General features: G+C 32.7%; 12 protein-coding genes. 11 read left to right on the forward strand and 1 reads right to left on the reverse strand.

Translation table 11 applies throughout. From position 1 onward, the window contains the following. Positions 1-181 precede the first annotated feature (181 nt). The 5 genes from dxs to HZF24_RS17290 all read left to right on the forward strand — a co-directional run bounded on the left by dxs (position 182) and on the right by HZF24_RS17290 (position 8,843). The gene (dxs, locus tag HZF24_RS17270) at positions 182-2,044 is read left to right on the forward strand and encodes a 1-deoxy-D-xylulose-5-phosphate synthase (protein ID WP_179239622.1); all 1,863 of its coding nucleotides are present in this window, start codon (positions 182-184) and stop codon (positions 2,042-2,044) included. Beyond that, on the forward strand, positions 2,041-2,763 hold the full coding sequence (locus HZF24_RS17275; protein WP_179239623.1) for a gamma-glutamyl-gamma-aminobutyrate hydrolase family protein: 723 nt from the start codon (positions 2,041-2,043) through the stop codon (positions 2,761-2,763). The genes dxs and HZF24_RS17275 overlap by 4 nt, the downstream gene beginning before the upstream one ends. A gap of 203 nt (positions 2,764-2,966) precedes the next feature. Then, positions 2,967-4,046: a cell division protein ZapA gene (gene zapA, locus HZF24_RS17280; RefSeq protein ID WP_179239624.1), complete on the forward strand. Its 1,080-nt coding sequence runs from the start codon at positions 2,967-2,969 to the stop codon at positions 4,044-4,046. 84 nt (positions 4,047-4,130) lie between these two features. Continuing rightward, the gene (locus HZF24_RS17285) at positions 4,131-6,308 is read left to right on the forward strand and encodes a U32 family peptidase (protein WP_179239625.1); all 2,178 of its coding nucleotides are present in this window, start codon (positions 4,131-4,133) and stop codon (positions 6,306-6,308) included. Positions 6,309-6,464: 156 nt separating this feature from the next. After that, complete coding sequence (locus HZF24_RS17290) at positions 6,465-8,843, forward strand: endonuclease MutS2 (protein WP_179239626.1); 2,379 nt, start codon at positions 6,465-6,467, stop codon at positions 8,841-8,843. Positions 8,844-8,897: 54 nt separating this feature from the next. Here the strand turns inward: HZF24_RS17290 and abc-f are convergent, their stop codons facing one another. Further along, positions 8,898-10,469: a ribosomal protection-like ABC-F family protein gene (gene abc-f / locus HZF24_RS17295; RefSeq protein WP_179239627.1), complete on the reverse strand. Its 1,572-nt coding sequence runs from the start codon at positions 10,467-10,469 to the stop codon at positions 8,898-8,900. Between the two features lie 383 nt (positions 10,470-10,852). Here abc-f and HZF24_RS17300 point away from each other — a divergent pair, with 383 nt between their 5' ends. The 6 genes from HZF24_RS17300 to HZF24_RS17325 all read left to right on the forward strand — a co-directional run bounded on the left by HZF24_RS17300 (position 10,853) and on the right by HZF24_RS17325 (position 18,448). Continuing rightward, on the forward strand, positions 10,853-11,932 hold the full coding sequence (locus HZF24_RS17300) for a GNAT family N-acetyltransferase (RefSeq protein ID WP_179239628.1): 1,080 nt from the start codon (positions 10,853-10,855) through the stop codon (positions 11,930-11,932). Positions 11,933-12,018: 86 nt separating this feature from the next. Beyond that, on the forward strand, positions 12,019-13,728 hold the full coding sequence (argS, locus tag HZF24_RS17305; protein WP_407695761.1) for an arginine--tRNA ligase: 1,710 nt from the start codon (positions 12,019-12,021) through the stop codon (positions 13,726-13,728). Between the two features lie 258 nt (positions 13,729-13,986). Further along, complete coding sequence (locus tag HZF24_RS17310; RefSeq protein ID WP_179239630.1) at positions 13,987-14,643, forward strand: transglycosylase SLT domain-containing protein; 657 nt, start codon at positions 13,987-13,989, stop codon at positions 14,641-14,643. Positions 14,644-14,728: 85 nt separating this feature from the next. Then, a complete protein-coding gene (locus HZF24_RS17315) occupies positions 14,729-15,607 on the forward strand; it encodes a hypothetical protein (protein WP_179239631.1) in 879 nt (292 codons plus the stop codon). Further along, complete coding sequence (locus HZF24_RS17320) at positions 15,604-17,328, forward strand: B12-binding domain-containing radical SAM protein (protein ID WP_179239632.1); 1,725 nt, start codon at positions 15,604-15,606, stop codon at positions 17,326-17,328. The genes HZF24_RS17315 and HZF24_RS17320 overlap by 4 nt, the downstream gene beginning before the upstream one ends. Continuing rightward, positions 17,312-18,448, forward strand: coding sequence for a tetratricopeptide repeat protein (locus tag HZF24_RS17325; protein ID WP_179239633.1), 1,137 nt, complete (start codon positions 17,312-17,314; stop codon positions 18,446-18,448). The genes HZF24_RS17320 and HZF24_RS17325 overlap by 17 nt, the downstream gene beginning before the upstream one ends. The last annotated feature ends 317 nt before the right edge of the window (positions 18,449-18,765 follow it).

The raw sequence follows: 18,765 nt of genomic DNA on the forward strand, positions 1-18,765 counted from the left end.
ACACTATTTGATATAAATATACTAAATATGATACAATATTAAATCGAAAATGTACAGTATATTTTTAAGAAGAGTCATAAAAATTAATATGAATAATTCGTTTTGACATATTTATGTAAGCAATATATAATTATGAGTGCGTATGCTATTAAATAAAACAATTTAATATTGAGAGGAAATAATGAAATTATTGGATAGTATTAATTTTCCCGAGGATTTAAGGAAATTAAACAATGAAGAATTAAATATATTAAACAACGAATTAAGACAATACATAATAGAATCTGTTTCAAAGACAGGAGGACATTTAGCTTCTAATTTAGGAGTGGTGGAACTGACAGTTGCTCTGCATTATTCATTTAATACACCTATTGATAAAATAATATGGGACGTAGGTCATCAGTCCTATATTCATAAAATAATTACGGGAAGAAAAGAAAAAATGTCTACATTGAGGCAATATAACGGTTTGAGCGGTTTTCCCAAACGCAGTGAAAGCTGTTATGATGTCTTTGACACAGGGCACAGCAGTACTTCTATTTCTGCTGCAATGGGAATTGCAAGAGCACGGGATTTGAAAAAAGAAAAATATGAGGTTGTTGCCGTAATAGGTGACGGTGCTCTTACGGGCGGCATGGCATTTGAGGCACTGAATGATTTAGGCAGAAGCAATACCAAACTTATAATCGTACTTAATGACAATGAAATGTCCATATCTCCAAACGTTGGAGGTATGTCACACTATCTCAGCGTTATAAGAACCAGCTCAAGATATTTATCAACTAAAAAGGATATTGAAAAGCTTTTAAATGATATGCCTGTAGTGGGAAAAACAATTAAATCCTTTTTAAAAAGAACTAAGGATGGAATCAAAAAAATGTTTATTCCGGGAATGCTGTTCGAAGAATTAGGTCTTACTTATATGGGACCGATTGACGGGCATAATACCGAGGAACTGTTAGAATCCTTTAAAGCGGCAAAAAACATAGACGGACCCCTTATAATGCATGTAATAACCAAAAAGGGCAAGGGATACAAATATGCCGAAACAAGACCTGATGAATATCACGGAGTATCTCCTTTTAATGTGGTGACGGGAGAGGGCTTGAAAAAATCGGAAGTTCCTACGTACTCGAAAGTGTTTGGCAGAAAGTTATGTGAAATAGCTGGAGAAAATAAAAATGTGGTGGCTATAACAGCAGCAATGACAGATGGTACAGGGTTAAAGGAATTTTCAAAAATATATCCGGACAGAATCTTTGACGCAGGTATTGCAGAACAGCATGCTGTTACCATGGCTGCCGGACTTGCCGTAAATGGAATGGTTCCCGTGGTAGCGGTTTATTCATCTTTTTTGCAGAGGGCGTATGATCAGGTAATACATGATGTGGCACTCCAGAATCTTCATGTTGTTTTTGCTGTTGACAGGGCAGGACTTGTGGGGGACGACGGAGAAACTCACCATGGTGTTTTTGATGAGGGATTTTTAAGTCAGATACCAAACATGACCATAATGGCTCCTGCTGATTATACTGAATTTGAAAATATGCTTACGTATGCAATAAATGAATATGATGGTCCTGTCGCAGTAAGATATCCGAGAGGCAATTCATCATCAATCATCAACAACAGCAATTCACCGGTTGAAAAAGGCAAGGGTGCAATCGTTAAAGAAGGCAGTGAGATAACAATTGTCTGTTCAGGTAAAATGGTAGAAACGGCGATTAAGGTAAGCGAAATATTAGAAAAACAAAATATTGATGCAGAAGTAATTAATCTTCGGTTCATTAAACCATTGGACGAAAACTTACTTAATACGTCAGTCAGCAAAACTAAGAAGGCTGTTATTATAGAGGAGAGCTCTTTATATGGTGTTGCTTCCTTAATAAAGACAATTATTCCTGATGATGTAGATGTTTTATTAAAAACACTTCCTGATGAATTTATCAAGCATGGAAGCGTAGAAGAACTGCTTAAGGCCAATGGACTAGATGAGAAAAGCATAGCAGAAGATATTATAAACAATAAATGGAGGATGCAATGAAGCCTGTAATTGGAGTAACAACAGATAGTGAATACAGTAATGGGTATTATTATCAACGGTTAAACGAATGGAATTTAAGGGCGATTTCTGACAACGGGGGAATTTCTTTTATGTTCCAGATCACAAACGACGATGAAATTATCGAAAAGTATCTGGAAATGGTTGACGGAATTTATTTTACCGGAGGCAATGATATTAATCCTCAGTACTATGGCGAAGATCCGATCAAGGGTCTCGGAACTTTGGATTGTGCCAGAGATGAGTTCGAAATAAAGCTCTATCGCAAGGCTGCCGAAAAGGACATACCTATATTAGGAGTATGCAAAGGCTCACAGATTATGAATGTGGCAGCCGGAGGGAAGCTGTACCAGGATGTAAACACACAGGTTAACGATGTGAACAAACACAACTACAGTTCGTTCGGAGCTTATGAATATCATAATGCGGATATCTGTACTGATTCCAAGCTGCATGAAATACTTAAGGTGAAAGAGCTTAAGGTTAATTCATATCATCACCAAAGTGTAAAAGAGGTTGCCAAAGGATACAAGATTGTTGCTTCTGCAAGGGATGGAATTGTGGAAGCTATTGAATCGGAAGAATTGACATTTGCGGTAGGCATTCAGTGGCACCCAGAGGTTATGTACTGTAAGTATCCTATACATGCCGACATTTTCAAAGCTTTTTTAAGACAATGCGAAATTTATCATAATAAATAGTGATTTAACATACCCCTGAATAATCAAAAAAATATTATTTACTATTGAAATTAAGCACGTTATACATTAATATTAATATAACTAAATTAAAGTCCCCGCTTCCATAGGCGGCGGGGATTATTTCACTATAGCATAAGCGCTTGTCTGGCAATTGAACATAAATTATTCAGAATGTCAAAAGAAAAATATAAAGGGGTTTGCATATGAATAAAATTGAAATTGTAATAGGTGATAAAAAATATAATGTAAGAACAGATGAAAGTCCGGAGTATGTTAAGAACATAGAAAATATTATAAACGAGCAAATCAATATAATTACTAATTCAAATAAAAGATTTAACGAGATAGATAAATTAATTTTGTCTTCTTTCGTAATTGTTGATAAATATATTAAGCTGAATGATGAAATTAACGAATATAAAAAAGAAATATGTGAAGAAATACAGAGTTTAAAACAGGAAAAAGAAACAGCAATAAAAGAAAAAGAAGAAACGTTGGAGAAATCTTCAGAAGCAATTTTAGAAAAGGAAAGATACAGAGAAAAGCTTTTAGCAAGAGATAATGACAGAGAATATTTAAACAGTCAAATTTCTAAGCTGCAGGATAAAATAAATGAGCAGGAGCAGCAATTATTAAAAAGTGAAATGCTCATTAATGAATTAAAAAATAAAAATGAAGAATTAGAGGAATCTATAGAAGAACTTAGAATGGAGCGAGAGAATTTCACAAAAGAGCTAAGCTTCATGAATAATACGAAGAGCAGCTTGAACGGAAGAATTTCCAAGCTTCAATTAAAGCTTAACGAAAAGGAACAATCGATTCTTCAACTCGAAAAAACCATCAGGGAGTTAAAAAGTACCGGTGATGAGAAAACTCAAAAAATTTATAATGTTAATGATGAAAATCAAAAATTAAATTTAATAATAGAATCAAAGCAAAGTGATATTGAATCACTCAGCAATAAAATAAGTGCATTACAAAATAAGATATATGAAAAAGATGGAATAATTAACAGCAAGGATAAATCTATAGCTGAATATAAGTACAGTAACGATGAATTAAAGAAAAAATATGATATAATTAACGATGAGAGAGAAAAATACTTAGAAGAGCTGTTAATGCTTAACAATGACAAAGAAAATTTGATGAATTCTATTAATGAGCTTCAGGAGAAACTGAACAGAAAAGAAGCGGAAAATTTTCAAAATCAGTTGGAAATAACAAAGCTTAAAAAAGATAATATGGAATTACTGGATTTACTCGATAGAGAAACCTCTGTTTAAACTTTTTTAACGGACTTTCATATTTGTGATTTTGCATCAATCTACGGAACGCTTATGCGTTCCTTTTTAAAAACAGGAGAAAAAATGATAAGAAAAACAGAGCTATTAGCTCCTGCGGGAAGTATTGAATCCTTTTATGCTGCAGTAAACAGCGGTGCGGATTCAGTCTACCTGGGAGGAAAATTATTTAACGCAAGACATAATTCACAGAATTTCGATGATGAACAAATGAAGCGTGTTATTAAATATGCACACAATAAAAATGTAAAGGTGTATGTTACTTTAAACATAATATTAAAGGATACAGAAATCTTTGATGCATTAAAGTATGCCGCATTTTTGTATGAAAATGATGTGGATGCGGTAATTGTCCAGGATTTGGGTCTTTTATATCTGTTAAAGAAGCATATACCGCAGTTGCCTGTCAACATAAGCACTCAGGGAGCCGTTTATGATGAATACGGAGTGAAATTCTTTGAACAATACAATGTACAAAAGGTTATTCTGGCAAGAGAAATGTCACTGGCTCAATTGAGAGAAACCGTTAAAAATACTGATACAGATCTTGAGACCTTTATACACGGTGCTCTTTGCACGTGCTATTCAGGTCAATGCTACATGTCAAGCTTTTTAGGAGGCAGAAGTGGAAACAGAGGCAAATGCGCACAGCCGTGCCGTTTGAATTACAGCTTTTATGATAAGGAAAAGGGTGAATTATCAGAGGAATTTAATGAGATGCCCGTTCTTAGCTTAAAGGATTTTATGGCAGGAGAAACGGTACATGAATTAATCGACGCAGGTATTACCACATTTAAAATTGAAGGACGCATGAAGGGACCTTTGTATACTTCAGAGGTGGTTAGATATTATAGGCAGATAATTGATGATTATTATAAGGGGACACAGACAGATACGAGTACCCTTAGAGAAAGAGCAGTGTCAACCTTTAGCAGAGGATATACAAACTCATACCTTAAACCGGACAAGGATGATGAAATGTTTGCAAAGCTTAGCTCAGGTGTTAAGGGTGAAAATATTGATGAAATAGAAGAAGAAAACAATGATATATCTCATGAATTTTCAGAGTATAAGAGAAATTCATTAAATTTTAAAATAAAATTAAAAATTGGTGAAAAAGCTGAGTTGTTTGCTTCAGACGGTGAGAATGAGGTGCTGATTAAAAGCGAAGAACCCTGTGAAAGCAGCTTAAGAAATGCCGTAACAGAGGATATTGTCAAGGAACAGTTAGGGAAGCTCGGCAATACAATCTATGAATTACAAGATTTAACGATAGAAAAGCAGGACAATGTTTTTATCAGAAAAAGCACACTGAATCAACTCAGGAGAGATGCTACAGAATTGCTTTATGAAAAAAAAGCCGTCGTTTACCACAGGGAACCGGTTTGCTTTACACGCAATGAAGTGTTCAGCTTCAATAAAACAGACGAAATTAACAAACCCAGAATAAGTGTTAAAATAAACAGTGATGATGATTTTAAACTGATAGACAATCATAAGGTTGACAGAATTTATGTACCTTATAAATTGAATTTGGATTTAGTCAGAAAAATCAGTGTTAAGGAAAAATATTTGTTTATCCCTAATATAGTTTCCGTGACACAATACAATGAGTTTAAAAACAACTTGAAATTATACGAAGAAATATTTGATGGGGTTTGTGTAAATAATGTAGGAAGCTTCTTCTTTTTTAAACAAAACAGCAGCTTAAAAATTCATTGCGGTTCATTTTTTAACATAATAAATTCATTCTCTACAGAGCTATTAAAGGAAAATGGAGCGGTGAGCGTGACTTTTTCGACGGAATCAAATATAAGAGATATGGAAAGTATAAATAAAAATGCTTCTGTAAAGACAGAAGTCAAATCCCATGAATATTTGCAGCTTATGGTTATGAAAAATTGTCCCATGTCTTTAATTAAAAAATGTAAAAATCTGCAGGATTGCAGCACTTGTGAGCATAGAAACAAATATGCCTTAAAGGACAGAAAGGGTGTTTATTTCAATATAGAACGGGATAACAGACTGACACATATATACAACAGTGTACCGCTGTCTCTTTTGGGTAAGACGGAGGATTTTGTAAGTCAGCATATTGATTATTTCATGGTTGATACAAAGTGGCTTGATGATGCAGAGGATATAATTGATGCATTGTATTGTGAAATAAACGGTGTCAGAGTTCCGAATGTTTTAAAGGAAAATAACTATACCAGAGGTCATTATCTGAAGAACATACTTTAACAATCGGAGAACGATAATAATGAATAATGATATCGTTCGCTATCGTCATTCCGAGTGTTAGCGAGGAATCTCAGGTTTTTAATTATGAGATCCTTTGCTTATGCTCAGGATGACGAATACATGGATATTCTGAGTGTAAATGAAAAAGAGGTAATTATGAAAAACAAATCAAAATCGGTTTTAGAGTTTGATAAAATTATAGAGATTCTTGCATCCTTTGCGGAAACCTCCTTGGGTAAGGAGGAGGTCAGAAAGCTTGATACATCATCAGATCTGGAGGGTGTTAAATTCAAGCAGAAGCAAACAGCAGAAGGTGTTTCTATAATTATAGAAAAGGGTGCCCCACCGTTAGGCGGCTTCACTCAGGTAAAGGAGTACGTAAAAAGAGGCTCTGTGGGAGGTATCATATCTCTCAGAGGTCTGTTAAACTGCGCCGATTCCTTAAGAGCTGCAAGGCTGGTGAAAAACTATGTCCTTCTTAATAACAAAGAAGAGGGAAGCTATGAAATACTGGAAGATTTGTGTAATGGAATTTATACAAATAAGGATATAGAAGAAAGAATATATAACATTATTATAAATGAAGAGGAAATTGCAGATGATGCAAGTCCGGAATTAAAGCGTATAAGAAAAGAAATACAGATAAAACAAAATTCAATCAAAAATAAAATCAACCAGATTGTCGGCTCTTCCACAATCCAGAAGTATCTTCAGGAAAATATTGTTACCATGAGAAATGACAGATACGTTATTCCTGTGCGCAAAGAATATAGAAGCATGGTTAAGGGAATTATACACGACCAGTCATCCACAGGCTCCACGCTGTTTATAGAGCCAATCGCAATTGTAGAAATGACCAATGAGATATCTGATCTGAAAATGGCAGAAAAAAAAGAAGTGGAAAGAATCCTTTTGGAATTAAGTGCAATGATCGGTGAAGTTGCAGATGATATGCTGACTAATCAGGATATACTTAAGGAGCTTGATTTTGTATTTGCAAAAGGAAAATTTGCCATCAGCATAAATGCTGTTGAACCCAAGCTGAATGAGAGAGGATATATACGCATAAAAAAAGGAAGACATCCTTTAATAGACAAAAATGTTGTTGTACCCATAGATGCGTGGCTCGGTGATGAATTTACCACACTGATTATAACAGGTCCAAATACAGGCGGAAAGACTGTTTCCTTAAAAACACTTGGATTGTTTTCTCTCATGGGTATGGCAGGACTTCATCTGCCGGCCGAATACGGAACGGAAATATCAGTTTTCAGTGCCGTATACGCTGATATAGGAGATGAACAGAGTATTGAACAAAGCTTAAGTACATTTTCATCACACATGACTAACATTGTGAAAATAATGAAGGAAGTCGATGAAAAATCCTTTGTATTGTTTGACGAATTAGGAGCAGGAACAGACCCTACAGAAGGAGCGGCTCTTGCTATTGCCATACTTGACACCTTGCATGAACGAAAAATTGTAACGGCGGCAACGACACATTACAGTGAGCTGAAGCTGTACGCATTGACGACAGATGATGTAATCAACGGAAGCGTTGAATTTAACGTTGAAACATTGAGTCCAACCTACAAGCTTTCAATAGGTGTTCCCGGGAAATCCAATGCGTTCGAAATTTCCAGGAAGTTAGGATTAAATCAGGATATTATAGATAAAGCAAAAAGAACTATTGAAACTGACAAGGTAGAATTTGAGGATGCACTGAAGCAGATAGAAGAAAACCGCATATATATTGAAGCAAAGAAAACGGAAATTGACAGATTAAACGAGGAAAGCCAGAAAAAACACTCAAGCTTTCTTGCAAAGGAAAGAAAAGCTCTTGAAAAAAGCGAGAAAATGATTAACGAAGCAAACTATGAGGCAAGAAAAATAGTGGAAAGTGCTAAGAAGGAAACTGCGGAAATCATTAAGGAACTGAGAAAGCTGAGCCTGGATATGGATAAAGACAAAGTCCGAAGAGTTAATGAGCTGAGACAAAGCCTTACTGAAAAAACAAAGGAAGTTGAGGAAAATCAATATAGTGACCAAATCTTTGAGGATGATAATTATGACGATGAAACTCCTTTGTCAAACGGTGATGCAGTATTGGTAAGGAGTTTAAACCAAAAAGGTCATATTATATCCGAGTTTGACAATTCTCAAAATGTTATGGTTCAAATCGGTTTAATCAAGACGAAGGTTAAAAAATCTGATTTAGTAAAAATAAAATCAGAGGATGAGAAAAAACAAAAAACAAATACCTCACGAATGGTAAAATTAAAAACATCCTCCATCAATCCGACCATCGATTTAAGAGGATTGAATTTAGATGAAGCTTTGCTAGAGCTCGACAAATACCTGGATGATGCATTCATGTCCAATTTAAATGAGGTTCAGGTTATTCACGGCAAGGGAACAGGTGTTTTAAGAGAGGGTGTTACCCAATTCTTAAAAAAACACAAGCATGTTAAAGAATCAAGATTAGGATCCTTCAACGAAGGTGGCGACGGAGTGACGGTGGTAACATTTAAGTAAAATTAATGCAAAACAGGCGAAACTCTCGGGTTTCGCCTGTTTAATATACAATATTTATAACTCAATGATTTGAGTTGCGATATTTTCGCTGAAAGTGAAATCATGCTCAACAAAAATCATTGTTGGGTTAAAGGCTTTAATCAGCTCTTCAATTTGAATCCTTGAGTACACATCTATAAAATTAAGAGGTTCATCCCATATATAAATGTGAGCACTATGAGATAAGCTTTTAGCTATCAATACCTTCTTTTTCTGCCCTTCACTTAATTCCTCAAGATTTTTTACAAAATTATCTGAATCCATGTCCAACTTTGCCAGAAGTGTCCTGAATATACTTTCATTGATATTTTCACCGGCAATATAATCCGAGAACGTACCTTTTAAAAATGATGTATCCTGAGGAATAAATGAAATGTTGAGATTACTTCCTATGTTCAGGGTTCCGTCATAGCTTTTAATTTCACCCAAAAGTATTTTTATTAAGCTTGATTTTCCGGAGCCGTTTTTTCCTTTTACAGATACTCTGTCTCCGCGTTTTACAGTAAAGCTTACATCGCTTAAAATTTTTCTTTCACCGAAGCTTAAACCCAGATTATCTGCATTAATCAATACATCTTTGTGGTATGCCTGCGGGATTAATTTCAAAGCATCGTATCTTTCGATATTTTTAAGAAGCTTCTTTTTCTCATCTATTGATTTTTCCTTTCTTTGTTCAATTGCCTTAGCCCTTTTCATCATTTTTGCAGCCTTGTGACCTATAAATCCTCTGTCGGGTGAATGCTCACCTATTTTTGATTTTTCTATGAGATTGCTCCAACCGGCTGTTCTTCTGAATGCCGTTTCCATCTGTGATATTTCTTTCTTAAGATTTTCATTTTTTGCAACTTCATAGTTGTCCTGTCGGTCTTTATTTTCCTGCCATGATGAGAAATTACCTTTTTGAACTTCAATATTGCATTTGTTTATTGAAAGTATATGATCAACTGTAGAATCTAAAAAATATCTGTCATGGGAAATTAAAATAAATCCTTTCTTCTGATTTAAATATTCGGCAACACATTTTCTTCCTTCCTGGTCAAGATGATTTGTTGGTTCGTCAATTAACAAAAAATTATTCTTCTTCAAAAATAAAGCAGCAAGCATAACCTTTGTTCTTTCGCCATTACTTAAGGTTCCAAATTTTCGGCTCAAAATTTCAGGTTCTACATCAAGCTTTCGCACTTCCTTTTCAATCAATTCCTCTATTATATAGCCACCATTATAGCTAAAAAGATTTAGAAGATCACCATATTTGACCATTGAATTTTCAGTATTTTCAGATATGCATTCATTCATTTCATCTTCCCACAAGGAAAATGGAGCTATAATGTTTTTGGCAACCTCTATTGTTTTCAATTCTTCATTTGTTTCAAATGGAAAGTAATCAAAATTCGTTGAGCTTGTTATGCTTCCACTGTATTTGTATCTTCCCATCAGTAATTTTAAAAATGTTGTCTTACCTCTTCCGTTTCTCCCGATGAAGCCAAGCTTCCAATCGGTATCAATTTCAAAGGATGTGTTTTCAAATATATTTTCATAGTTTCCTTCATATCCAAAGGTTAAATTATTTACACTTATTAATGACATAAAAAAGTCCCTCCTTAAATAAGAGAGAAAATTAGTTTCCATAAACAGAGCAAAAATCCATAGATTCATGCATCGTTACTGTTCAATTATATAAAATATAAAAAGGTTGGAATATAATTCACTCTCAATAGTAAAATAACAAAATAGACCCTATAGGCTCATTTTATTAACATTCATTTACACATTTAAAAGTAAATTATCTAATCATTCCGCCGCTACCTTTCTTTTTCTTAATATTATACAAAAAGCTAATATATATGTCAAATGTCAATTTAATAAAAACATGTATAAAAGAAATTCAAATAAACTTTTGCATTTTAATACTGTGAATATTATAATAAAATGTAAATTACATAAAATAGAAAAAACTTAGTGGAGGTCGTATGGATAGACAAATAGTAAGATTGGATATGGATAAAGATTTTGAAGCGTTTGAAGAGTTATCAGTAATCTCCTTTGGTGAAAATACAAACAGTAAAAAAGAAATGTATGAATGGCTTTTTGATAAAAACCCTTATAATAAATCAGGAAATATGATGTATTTATTAAAGGAAGGAGATAAGGTTATAGGCTGCGATGGCCTTTTGCCAAATGAACTGTATGTAAACGGCAAGGTACTGCTTACGGCTCATTCAGTAAAATCAATGACTCATCCTGATTACATGAAACAAGGAATTTTCAGAATGATGACTGAAAACTCTTGTGAAAGAGGTTTGAAGGATGGTGTAGATGTAGTTATAGGGCTTGCAAATGACCAGTCATATCCTGCCTATCAAAGATTTGGATGGCCTACATTGTTTGAAAAAGAAGTGTATGTTAAACCCATATTGATAACCAACATTTTAAGAAGAAGAATAAAAATGGGAAGTTTGGCATCCTTAGGAAACTCAATTTATTCTGTATATATGAAGAATAAGCTAAAAATGCAGATGGACAAAGAAATTAAATTTGAAATTTTAAATGTAGTTCCTGAAGATATACAAGAGTGCTGGGATAAATTCAAATCAAAATACAACGTGCTTCTTGTGAGAGATTACAAATATTGTAATTACAGATATAATATAAGACCTGACGTTAATTATGTGACTGTATTGATGAAATTAAATAATGAAATAATCGGATTTGCTATATTGCATAATTCAATTGCAAATGGTTCTAAAATGACATCCGCAGTTGAGTTTTTCACAGACCCTACAAATGAAAGATACATAAAAGCATTGTCTAACGGTGTTTCAAAATATTGTTATGACAATGGCTTAGAATATGTGGTAATTGGAACAGGTTTATATGGAGAATATAAAAAAGTGCTGTTAAGTAACGGTTTTATGATTACAAGAAAGCCACCGAAAAATAATATGATGATTGCGAATGTTTTATCTGATAAGGTTACACTGGAGGAATTAACAGGACATGACAAGTGGCACATAACACAGGGCGACGGAGAAACAGAGCTGGATCTATAGACAATCCATCGTTTTTATTTGACAGGTAAAATATGCTGTGTTATTATTGTGAAATAAAATTACAAAAGGAATACCATTGGAGGTAGATTATGGATTTTAAAGAAAGGGTTGCTGAAATTTTCACATCCATAGAAACAGATTTATCATTAGAGGATGCTCTTTTATTAATAGAAACACCGCCAAGCCCTGATATGGGTGATTTTGCGGTACCGTGTTTTAAATTTGCTAAAAAATACAGAAAGTCACCTACAGCTATTGCGGCTGAACTTACTGAGAAGATAGGTAATGTTGAAGAATTTGAAAAAATTGAAAGTATGGGACCATACGTAAACTTTTTTGTAGACAAAAAGCATTATGCCGAAAAAATATTAAAAACGGCATTTAAAGAAAAAGAAGGTTATGGAAGCACAAATGTAGGTGAAGGAAAGTCTGTTATAGTTGAATTTTCATCACCGAATATTGCTAAACCGTTCCATATAGGACATATCAGAACTACTATTATAGGAAATTCTATTTATAAAATTTATAAATACTTAGGATACAACACCATAACAATAAATCATTTAGGTGATTATGGCACACAATTCGGCATGCTTATTTCAGCTTATAAGAAATGGGGAAGTCCGGAAATTGTTGAAGCAATTGAAAAGAATCCTATTCAAGAGCTGTTGAAGCTATATGTTAAATACAATCAGGAAATGGAAGAGCATCCGGAATATAAGGATGAGGCGAGATATTGGTTTAAAGAGCTTGAAAACGGCAATGAAGAAGCCATAAAGCTTTGGACATGGTTCAGAGAAGTAAGCTTAATGGAATTTAACAGAGTTTATGATATGCTTAACATAAAATTTGATTCATATGCAGGAGAAAGCTTTTATTCGGATAAAATGCCTGCTGTAATGAAGGAATTGGAGGAAAAAGGTCTTTTAAAGGACTCTCAAGGGGCAAAAATCGTAGAACTTCAGGAATTTGGACTTACAGATGCGGTTGTTCAAAAAAGTGACGGTTCAACACTGTACGTTACAAGAGATATAGCGGCTGCTAAATATAGAAAAGAAACATATGATTTCTATAAGAACATATATGTTGTTGGTGCGCCGCAAAAACTGCACTTTGAGCAATGGAGAAAAATTATAAACTTAATGGGCTACGAATGGTCAGATGATTGTGTCCATGTAATGTTTGGAACAGTCAGCTTAGAAGATGGTGTTTTATCGACGCGTAAAGGAAGAGTTGTTTTCCTTGAGGATGTTTTAAATAAAGCTATTGAAAAAACTACTGAAATCATAAATGACAGGAATACTGATTTAGAAAATAAAGAAGAGGTTGCTAAACAGGTAGGAATCGGAGCTGTTATTTTTCAGGAACTGTTTAATAACAGAATCAAAGATTATACCTTCTCATGGGAGAAAACATTAAGCTTCGAAGGTGAAACGGGACCATACGTTCAATACACCTATGCAAGAACCTGCAGTATACTTCGTAAAGCTGAGCAGGAAGTAAATGATAATGTTGATTATTCAATACTGACAGACAAAGAGGCATTTAATGTTATTAAAAAATTAGATGGTTTCAAATCTTCGGTTCTTGGTGCACATGATAAATATGAGCCATTTTTTATAACGAGATACATTGTCGGATTAGCACAGGAATTTAATCGTTTTTATCATGAATGTCCAATCATAGTAGAAGATAAAGAAATTAAAAAAGCAAGATTATTATTAACAAAGACAGTAAATACCGTACTGAAAAAAGGTATGGAATTGTTAGGGATGGAAGCACCCGAAAGAATGTAGATGCCCTAACCCTATTTTTTCGACCGTAAGGGAGAGAAAATAGTGGTAGGGCATTCGCAACGAATTCCCAATGTATGCGACCAAAGGGAGCAAATACATTGGTGAATGAGACTGCGGTATTTTACATTCCTCAACAATACATATCATGTTTCGTCATTGACCTGAAAATGGAGTGAAAATATAATTAAATATAAGATGTACTCGCTTCGGCGAGTTTAACTTAACTTTTCCAATTATATAACATAAAAGGGTGATAAGATGAAATGTGAAAAATACTTGACAATTCTTCTTGTAATTTGCATGCTGTCATATTATATGATGATTGACCTAACTATGGCAGCAGAAACAAGAGATATGTCTCAAAGCTATGTTGAACCGGAAAATTTATTTATAAGAGAATCATTGGTATCTAATTTAAAACATACTTTAGCAAATGAAAAAAAATTAGCAGAATATACACAACAGATAACCGGCTTCAGTTATGATGACAGCCTGTTCATAATCAAGGAATGCAAAGAGAAAGAGTTAGATCCTTTTATAGTCTTAGGAGTCATAAAAAGAGAAAGTGATTTCAACCCCTATGCTAAAGGTAAAGCAGGAGAGCGTGGCTTGGGACAGCTCATGGAAAATACTGCGAGACCTGTTGCTGAAAATTTAGGATACGTATATGACCCTGATAAATTATTTGATGTCAGGTATAACTTAAAGTTAACCATAGCCCAAATCAGTTATCTGTATAGTCTTTATAACAAGGATATTCACAAAGCTCTTACTGCATATAACAGAGGTCAGCAGGGTTTAGTAAATTATATGGAAAGAAACACATCAAATAACTCTAACCCTGCAGAAAGTGATTATTCACACAAAGTATTAATATTTGCTACAGAGTATAAAGAATTATTTAATGAAACATAAATACTTAAATTGCTTTATAAATTTATTAAATGTATAATAGAGTCAATTACTTATTTTTGATTCTATTATTTTTTGTGAGGTTTACATGCAATCTAAAATATACAACTTATTAATTAATTGTTTTGAAGATAATCTTGGTGATAAGATACCCGATATAGATTTTCAATTATTTTTAATCAGTGTAAAGTCCTTAGTGCCCTATGAAGATAAAATAGGATGCTTTATTGATGTTGAAAGATATAAAAAGGAGCTTGAGCTGTTTAAGCTATATAAAAACGGTGAGGATGAAGTTATAGACAACTATTTTATAAACAACAAGCTGTCATTTAAAGAAGATAATCTTTTGGAGTCAAAGATATTACCGATTATAATTACTAACACAATTTGGGATATCTTAGTAAATGAAGTATTAAAAACCGTAACAATATATTCAATTAATAAAAGTACATTATTAGATGCAATTATAATATCTTCTGCCATAGACGTATATTTAAGCAACAATAACACAGATTATGAAATGATAAGTGAAATTACAAAAGGAAGGATAATTGATTTTTCTTTAAAGGCGTTTTCAGAAAAAAATAATATTATTATAGAAAAAATGAGCTTTATTGAATTTGAAAAAGAAAGAATTAAATTATTAACCAGCGATATTTTATCTGACAGGATTATAAACAGGTGTAAATCAATTAATCATATATTGTATAGCAAATTCATAGAATCGTCAGAGGATGAAAATGAGTCAGTGTTAAACAGTTTTTCGGCATATTTATATAAGCTTAGAAAAGGTATTATCAGTCCGGATAAATTGAAATTACCTCAGATAAATATACCCGAATTTAAAGAATTTTTAAAATATTCCTCATTCACTCACCCTCTGTTAGGGAAATGCAGGGTGGTTAAAAGAGATGATAAGGAAGTTATAATAAGAAACAAATCGGGATTAATAAAGGTGAACATATGAAAATATTATTGGTAACTCTTGATTCAAAATTTATTCACGCAAATCTTGCGGTAAGATATCTAAAGAAATACTGTAAGGATGAGAATGTTGAAATTAAAGAGTTTACAATTAACCAAAAATTTGAATACATATTAAATGAAATACTATCGGCTGATGCTGATTTAATTTGTTTTTCAACATATATATGGAATGTTGAATATGTGAAGGAAATAGCATATATAATTAAGGAAACAAAAAAGGACATAAAGCTTTTATGTGGAGGCCCGGAGGTTTCATTTGAAGTAGAATCATTTATGAGAAACGAACCATATATAGATTTCGTTGTATCCGGAGAAGGAGAAATTACATTCAGTGAATTTATTACGGAATTTTATAAAGATACTCCCAATTATGAAAGTATAAAAGGATTAAGCTATAGAGTAAACGAAAATATTATAATTAACGAGCTAAGAGAACCTGTTATAAACTTAGATACAATAAACTATCCATATGATGAGGATGAAAAATTTGAAGATAAAATAATATATTACGAATCATCAAGAGGATGCCCATTCTCTTGCAGCTTTTGCATGTCTTCAATTGATAAAAGAATGAGAGTGTTTTCAATGGAAAGGGTTAAGAAAGATTTAACCATGCTTTTAAAAACAAATGCAAGACAAATCAAATTTGTGGACAGAACCTTCAATGCTGATTATAAGCGTTCCATGGAAATAATAGATTTTATTATTAAACACAACATCAATAGCATGACAATCCATTTTGAAATAACTGCTGATATAATAAATGAAGAATTTATTAATTTTTTAAAAAAACTTCCTGTTAATATGTTTCAGTTTGAAATAGGAGTACAGTCGTTAAATGAAACAACCTTGGATGAAATAAACAGACATATGGATGGGGAAAAGCTTTATAAGGTCATAAATCAAATAAGAGAAAACAATAATATTCATATTCACCTTGATTTAATTGCAGGTTTACCATATGAGGGTTATGATACATTTAAAAAGTCCTTTGATGGAATTCATAAGCTTAATGCAGAAAAAATACAGCTTGGATTTTTAAAGGTGCTAAAGGGAACAAAAATTTATAATGATAGATTCAAGCATGAAATCAGGTATAGAAAAACAGCCCCTTACGAAGTAATTTGTACAAAATATATAACAATTGATGAACTATTAAGTTTAAAAAACATTGAAGAAATAGTTGATAAGTATTACAATGAAAAGTACTTTGATAAATCATTAAATTATATATTCAATCACATATTTACCGAATCTGCTTTTGAATTTTACGAATCCTTCAGTATGTATTGGCGGAAAAAAGATTTATACAGAATGTCTCACAGCAGAAAAAAGCTTTACAAAATATTGTTTGATTATATAAAATATAAAGATAAATTGACCGATGGATTTATTAATTACATGCGATATGACTATGTTTTTAACAATCAATTTGAGGATTTACCGGACTACTTGAACAGAAATGCAGAAGACAAATATAAACGTATTAAAAGATACCTCTCAAACGATTTAACATTTATTACTAAGTATTTCAAAGATTCTAAGAAAAATGAAAGAATAATAAATGATTTTAGGATAGTAGACATAAATAATGTGCCAACATTATTTATATATAAAGATAAAGAAAATATTTTTAACAGATGCAGCACATATATTTTAAGTGATTTGATTGGGGAGATAACTTATGAACAAAAGAGATAAATTTTTTGAAGAATTTTATGAAAATAAAAGAAACGACATTTCATTTATTACTATTAAAAAAGGAGCATCAATTAATTTTAAGGACAATATTTTCATATCAGACAAGGAGCTTGATATCCCGATCAGGATTTCCAACCTATTAAAAGATATTGAAAAGCAAAAAGAAACGGATGGTATTTCACTTAACAATATAATAGATGGAATAATCTATTTATTTGGCTCTGATACAGATTTTAAATTTTCAGAAGACTACCATAGGATTCTTAAAGAGTTAAAATTTGATATTACATCTTATATAATATATTGTATAAATAAATTTGATGAAAACGAAAATGAAGACGGTATAGTTTATGGTAAGGCATTAATTAATATAGAAGAAAATGAAAAAACATGTTTTGTTTATGCTTGTGCCTTAGAAAAAATGGGACTTAAATTATACTCTGATGATAAGGAAGAATTAAGTGGATATTATTTACAGGAAGCTAACAAATATTTTGAAAAGTGCCTAGATCATAATGATAAATTTGCACTGGCACATTATAAATTAGGATTTTACTATAAAAGAAGCCAGCAGTATGTTAAAGCAAGACTCATCTGGGAAAAACATCAGAAATATGATGATGACGATTTGAGAATAGATGAAATAAGAAATGAACTAATCCAATTGCAGCCATATGTTGATTTTGAAAATGGTTATAATTTTGTATTGAAGGATCAGCCTGAAAAAGGCTTAGATTTGTTGTTACCGTTAACCAAGGGATTCGGCAATTGGTGGAATTTGTTGTTTTTTATAGGACTTGCATATAGAGTGCTTGGAGAATACGACATAGCAGAAACATATTTTGAAAATGTATTAAAAATAGAAAAGAATCAAAAAGACGCTTTGAATGAATTAGGATTGTGCAAGCTCTGCAGGGGTAAGTATGTAGAAGCAGCTGAATTGTTTTCGGATTTACTTGGATTTGACCCGGGTAATTGTGAAGTGTTCTGCAATCGTGCAGTAGCATATATGCACAACAATCAAATAGATAGGGCAAAAGAAGATATACAGACTGCATTAAAAATCAACCCTAACGATTCTGTTGCATTAAGTATAAAAGAAGAGTTGGAGAAAATGTGAAAAAAGGGGATTGACAAAGATAATTAAGTAAGCTAAAATTAAAAAGCATTTATCTGAAAAATGTAAAATTTAGTTGAAAAATAAGTAATAAATTTATTGACAATTAAAAATAGTTGTGATAAACTAACAAAGCTGTGATTTTCTTGACAGAAGAATTTCACAAGAAAAAATTGTCAGTTGACAGAGGACAATGTGTATGTTAAACTGACATTCCGCTCGAAAGAGCAGGGAGTAGAAAATAAAAAAACAAAAACAAAAATTGGCAGTTGACAACATCGAAAAGATGTGATAATCTGTTCAAGCTGTCCCAAGAGATG

Origin of the sequence: Sedimentibacter hydroxybenzoicus DSM 7310 (assembly GCF_013403245.1) — a bacterium.
GTDB classification, from domain to species: domain Bacteria; phylum Bacillota; class Clostridia; order Tissierellales; family Sedimentibacteraceae; genus Sedimentibacter; species Sedimentibacter hydroxybenzoicus.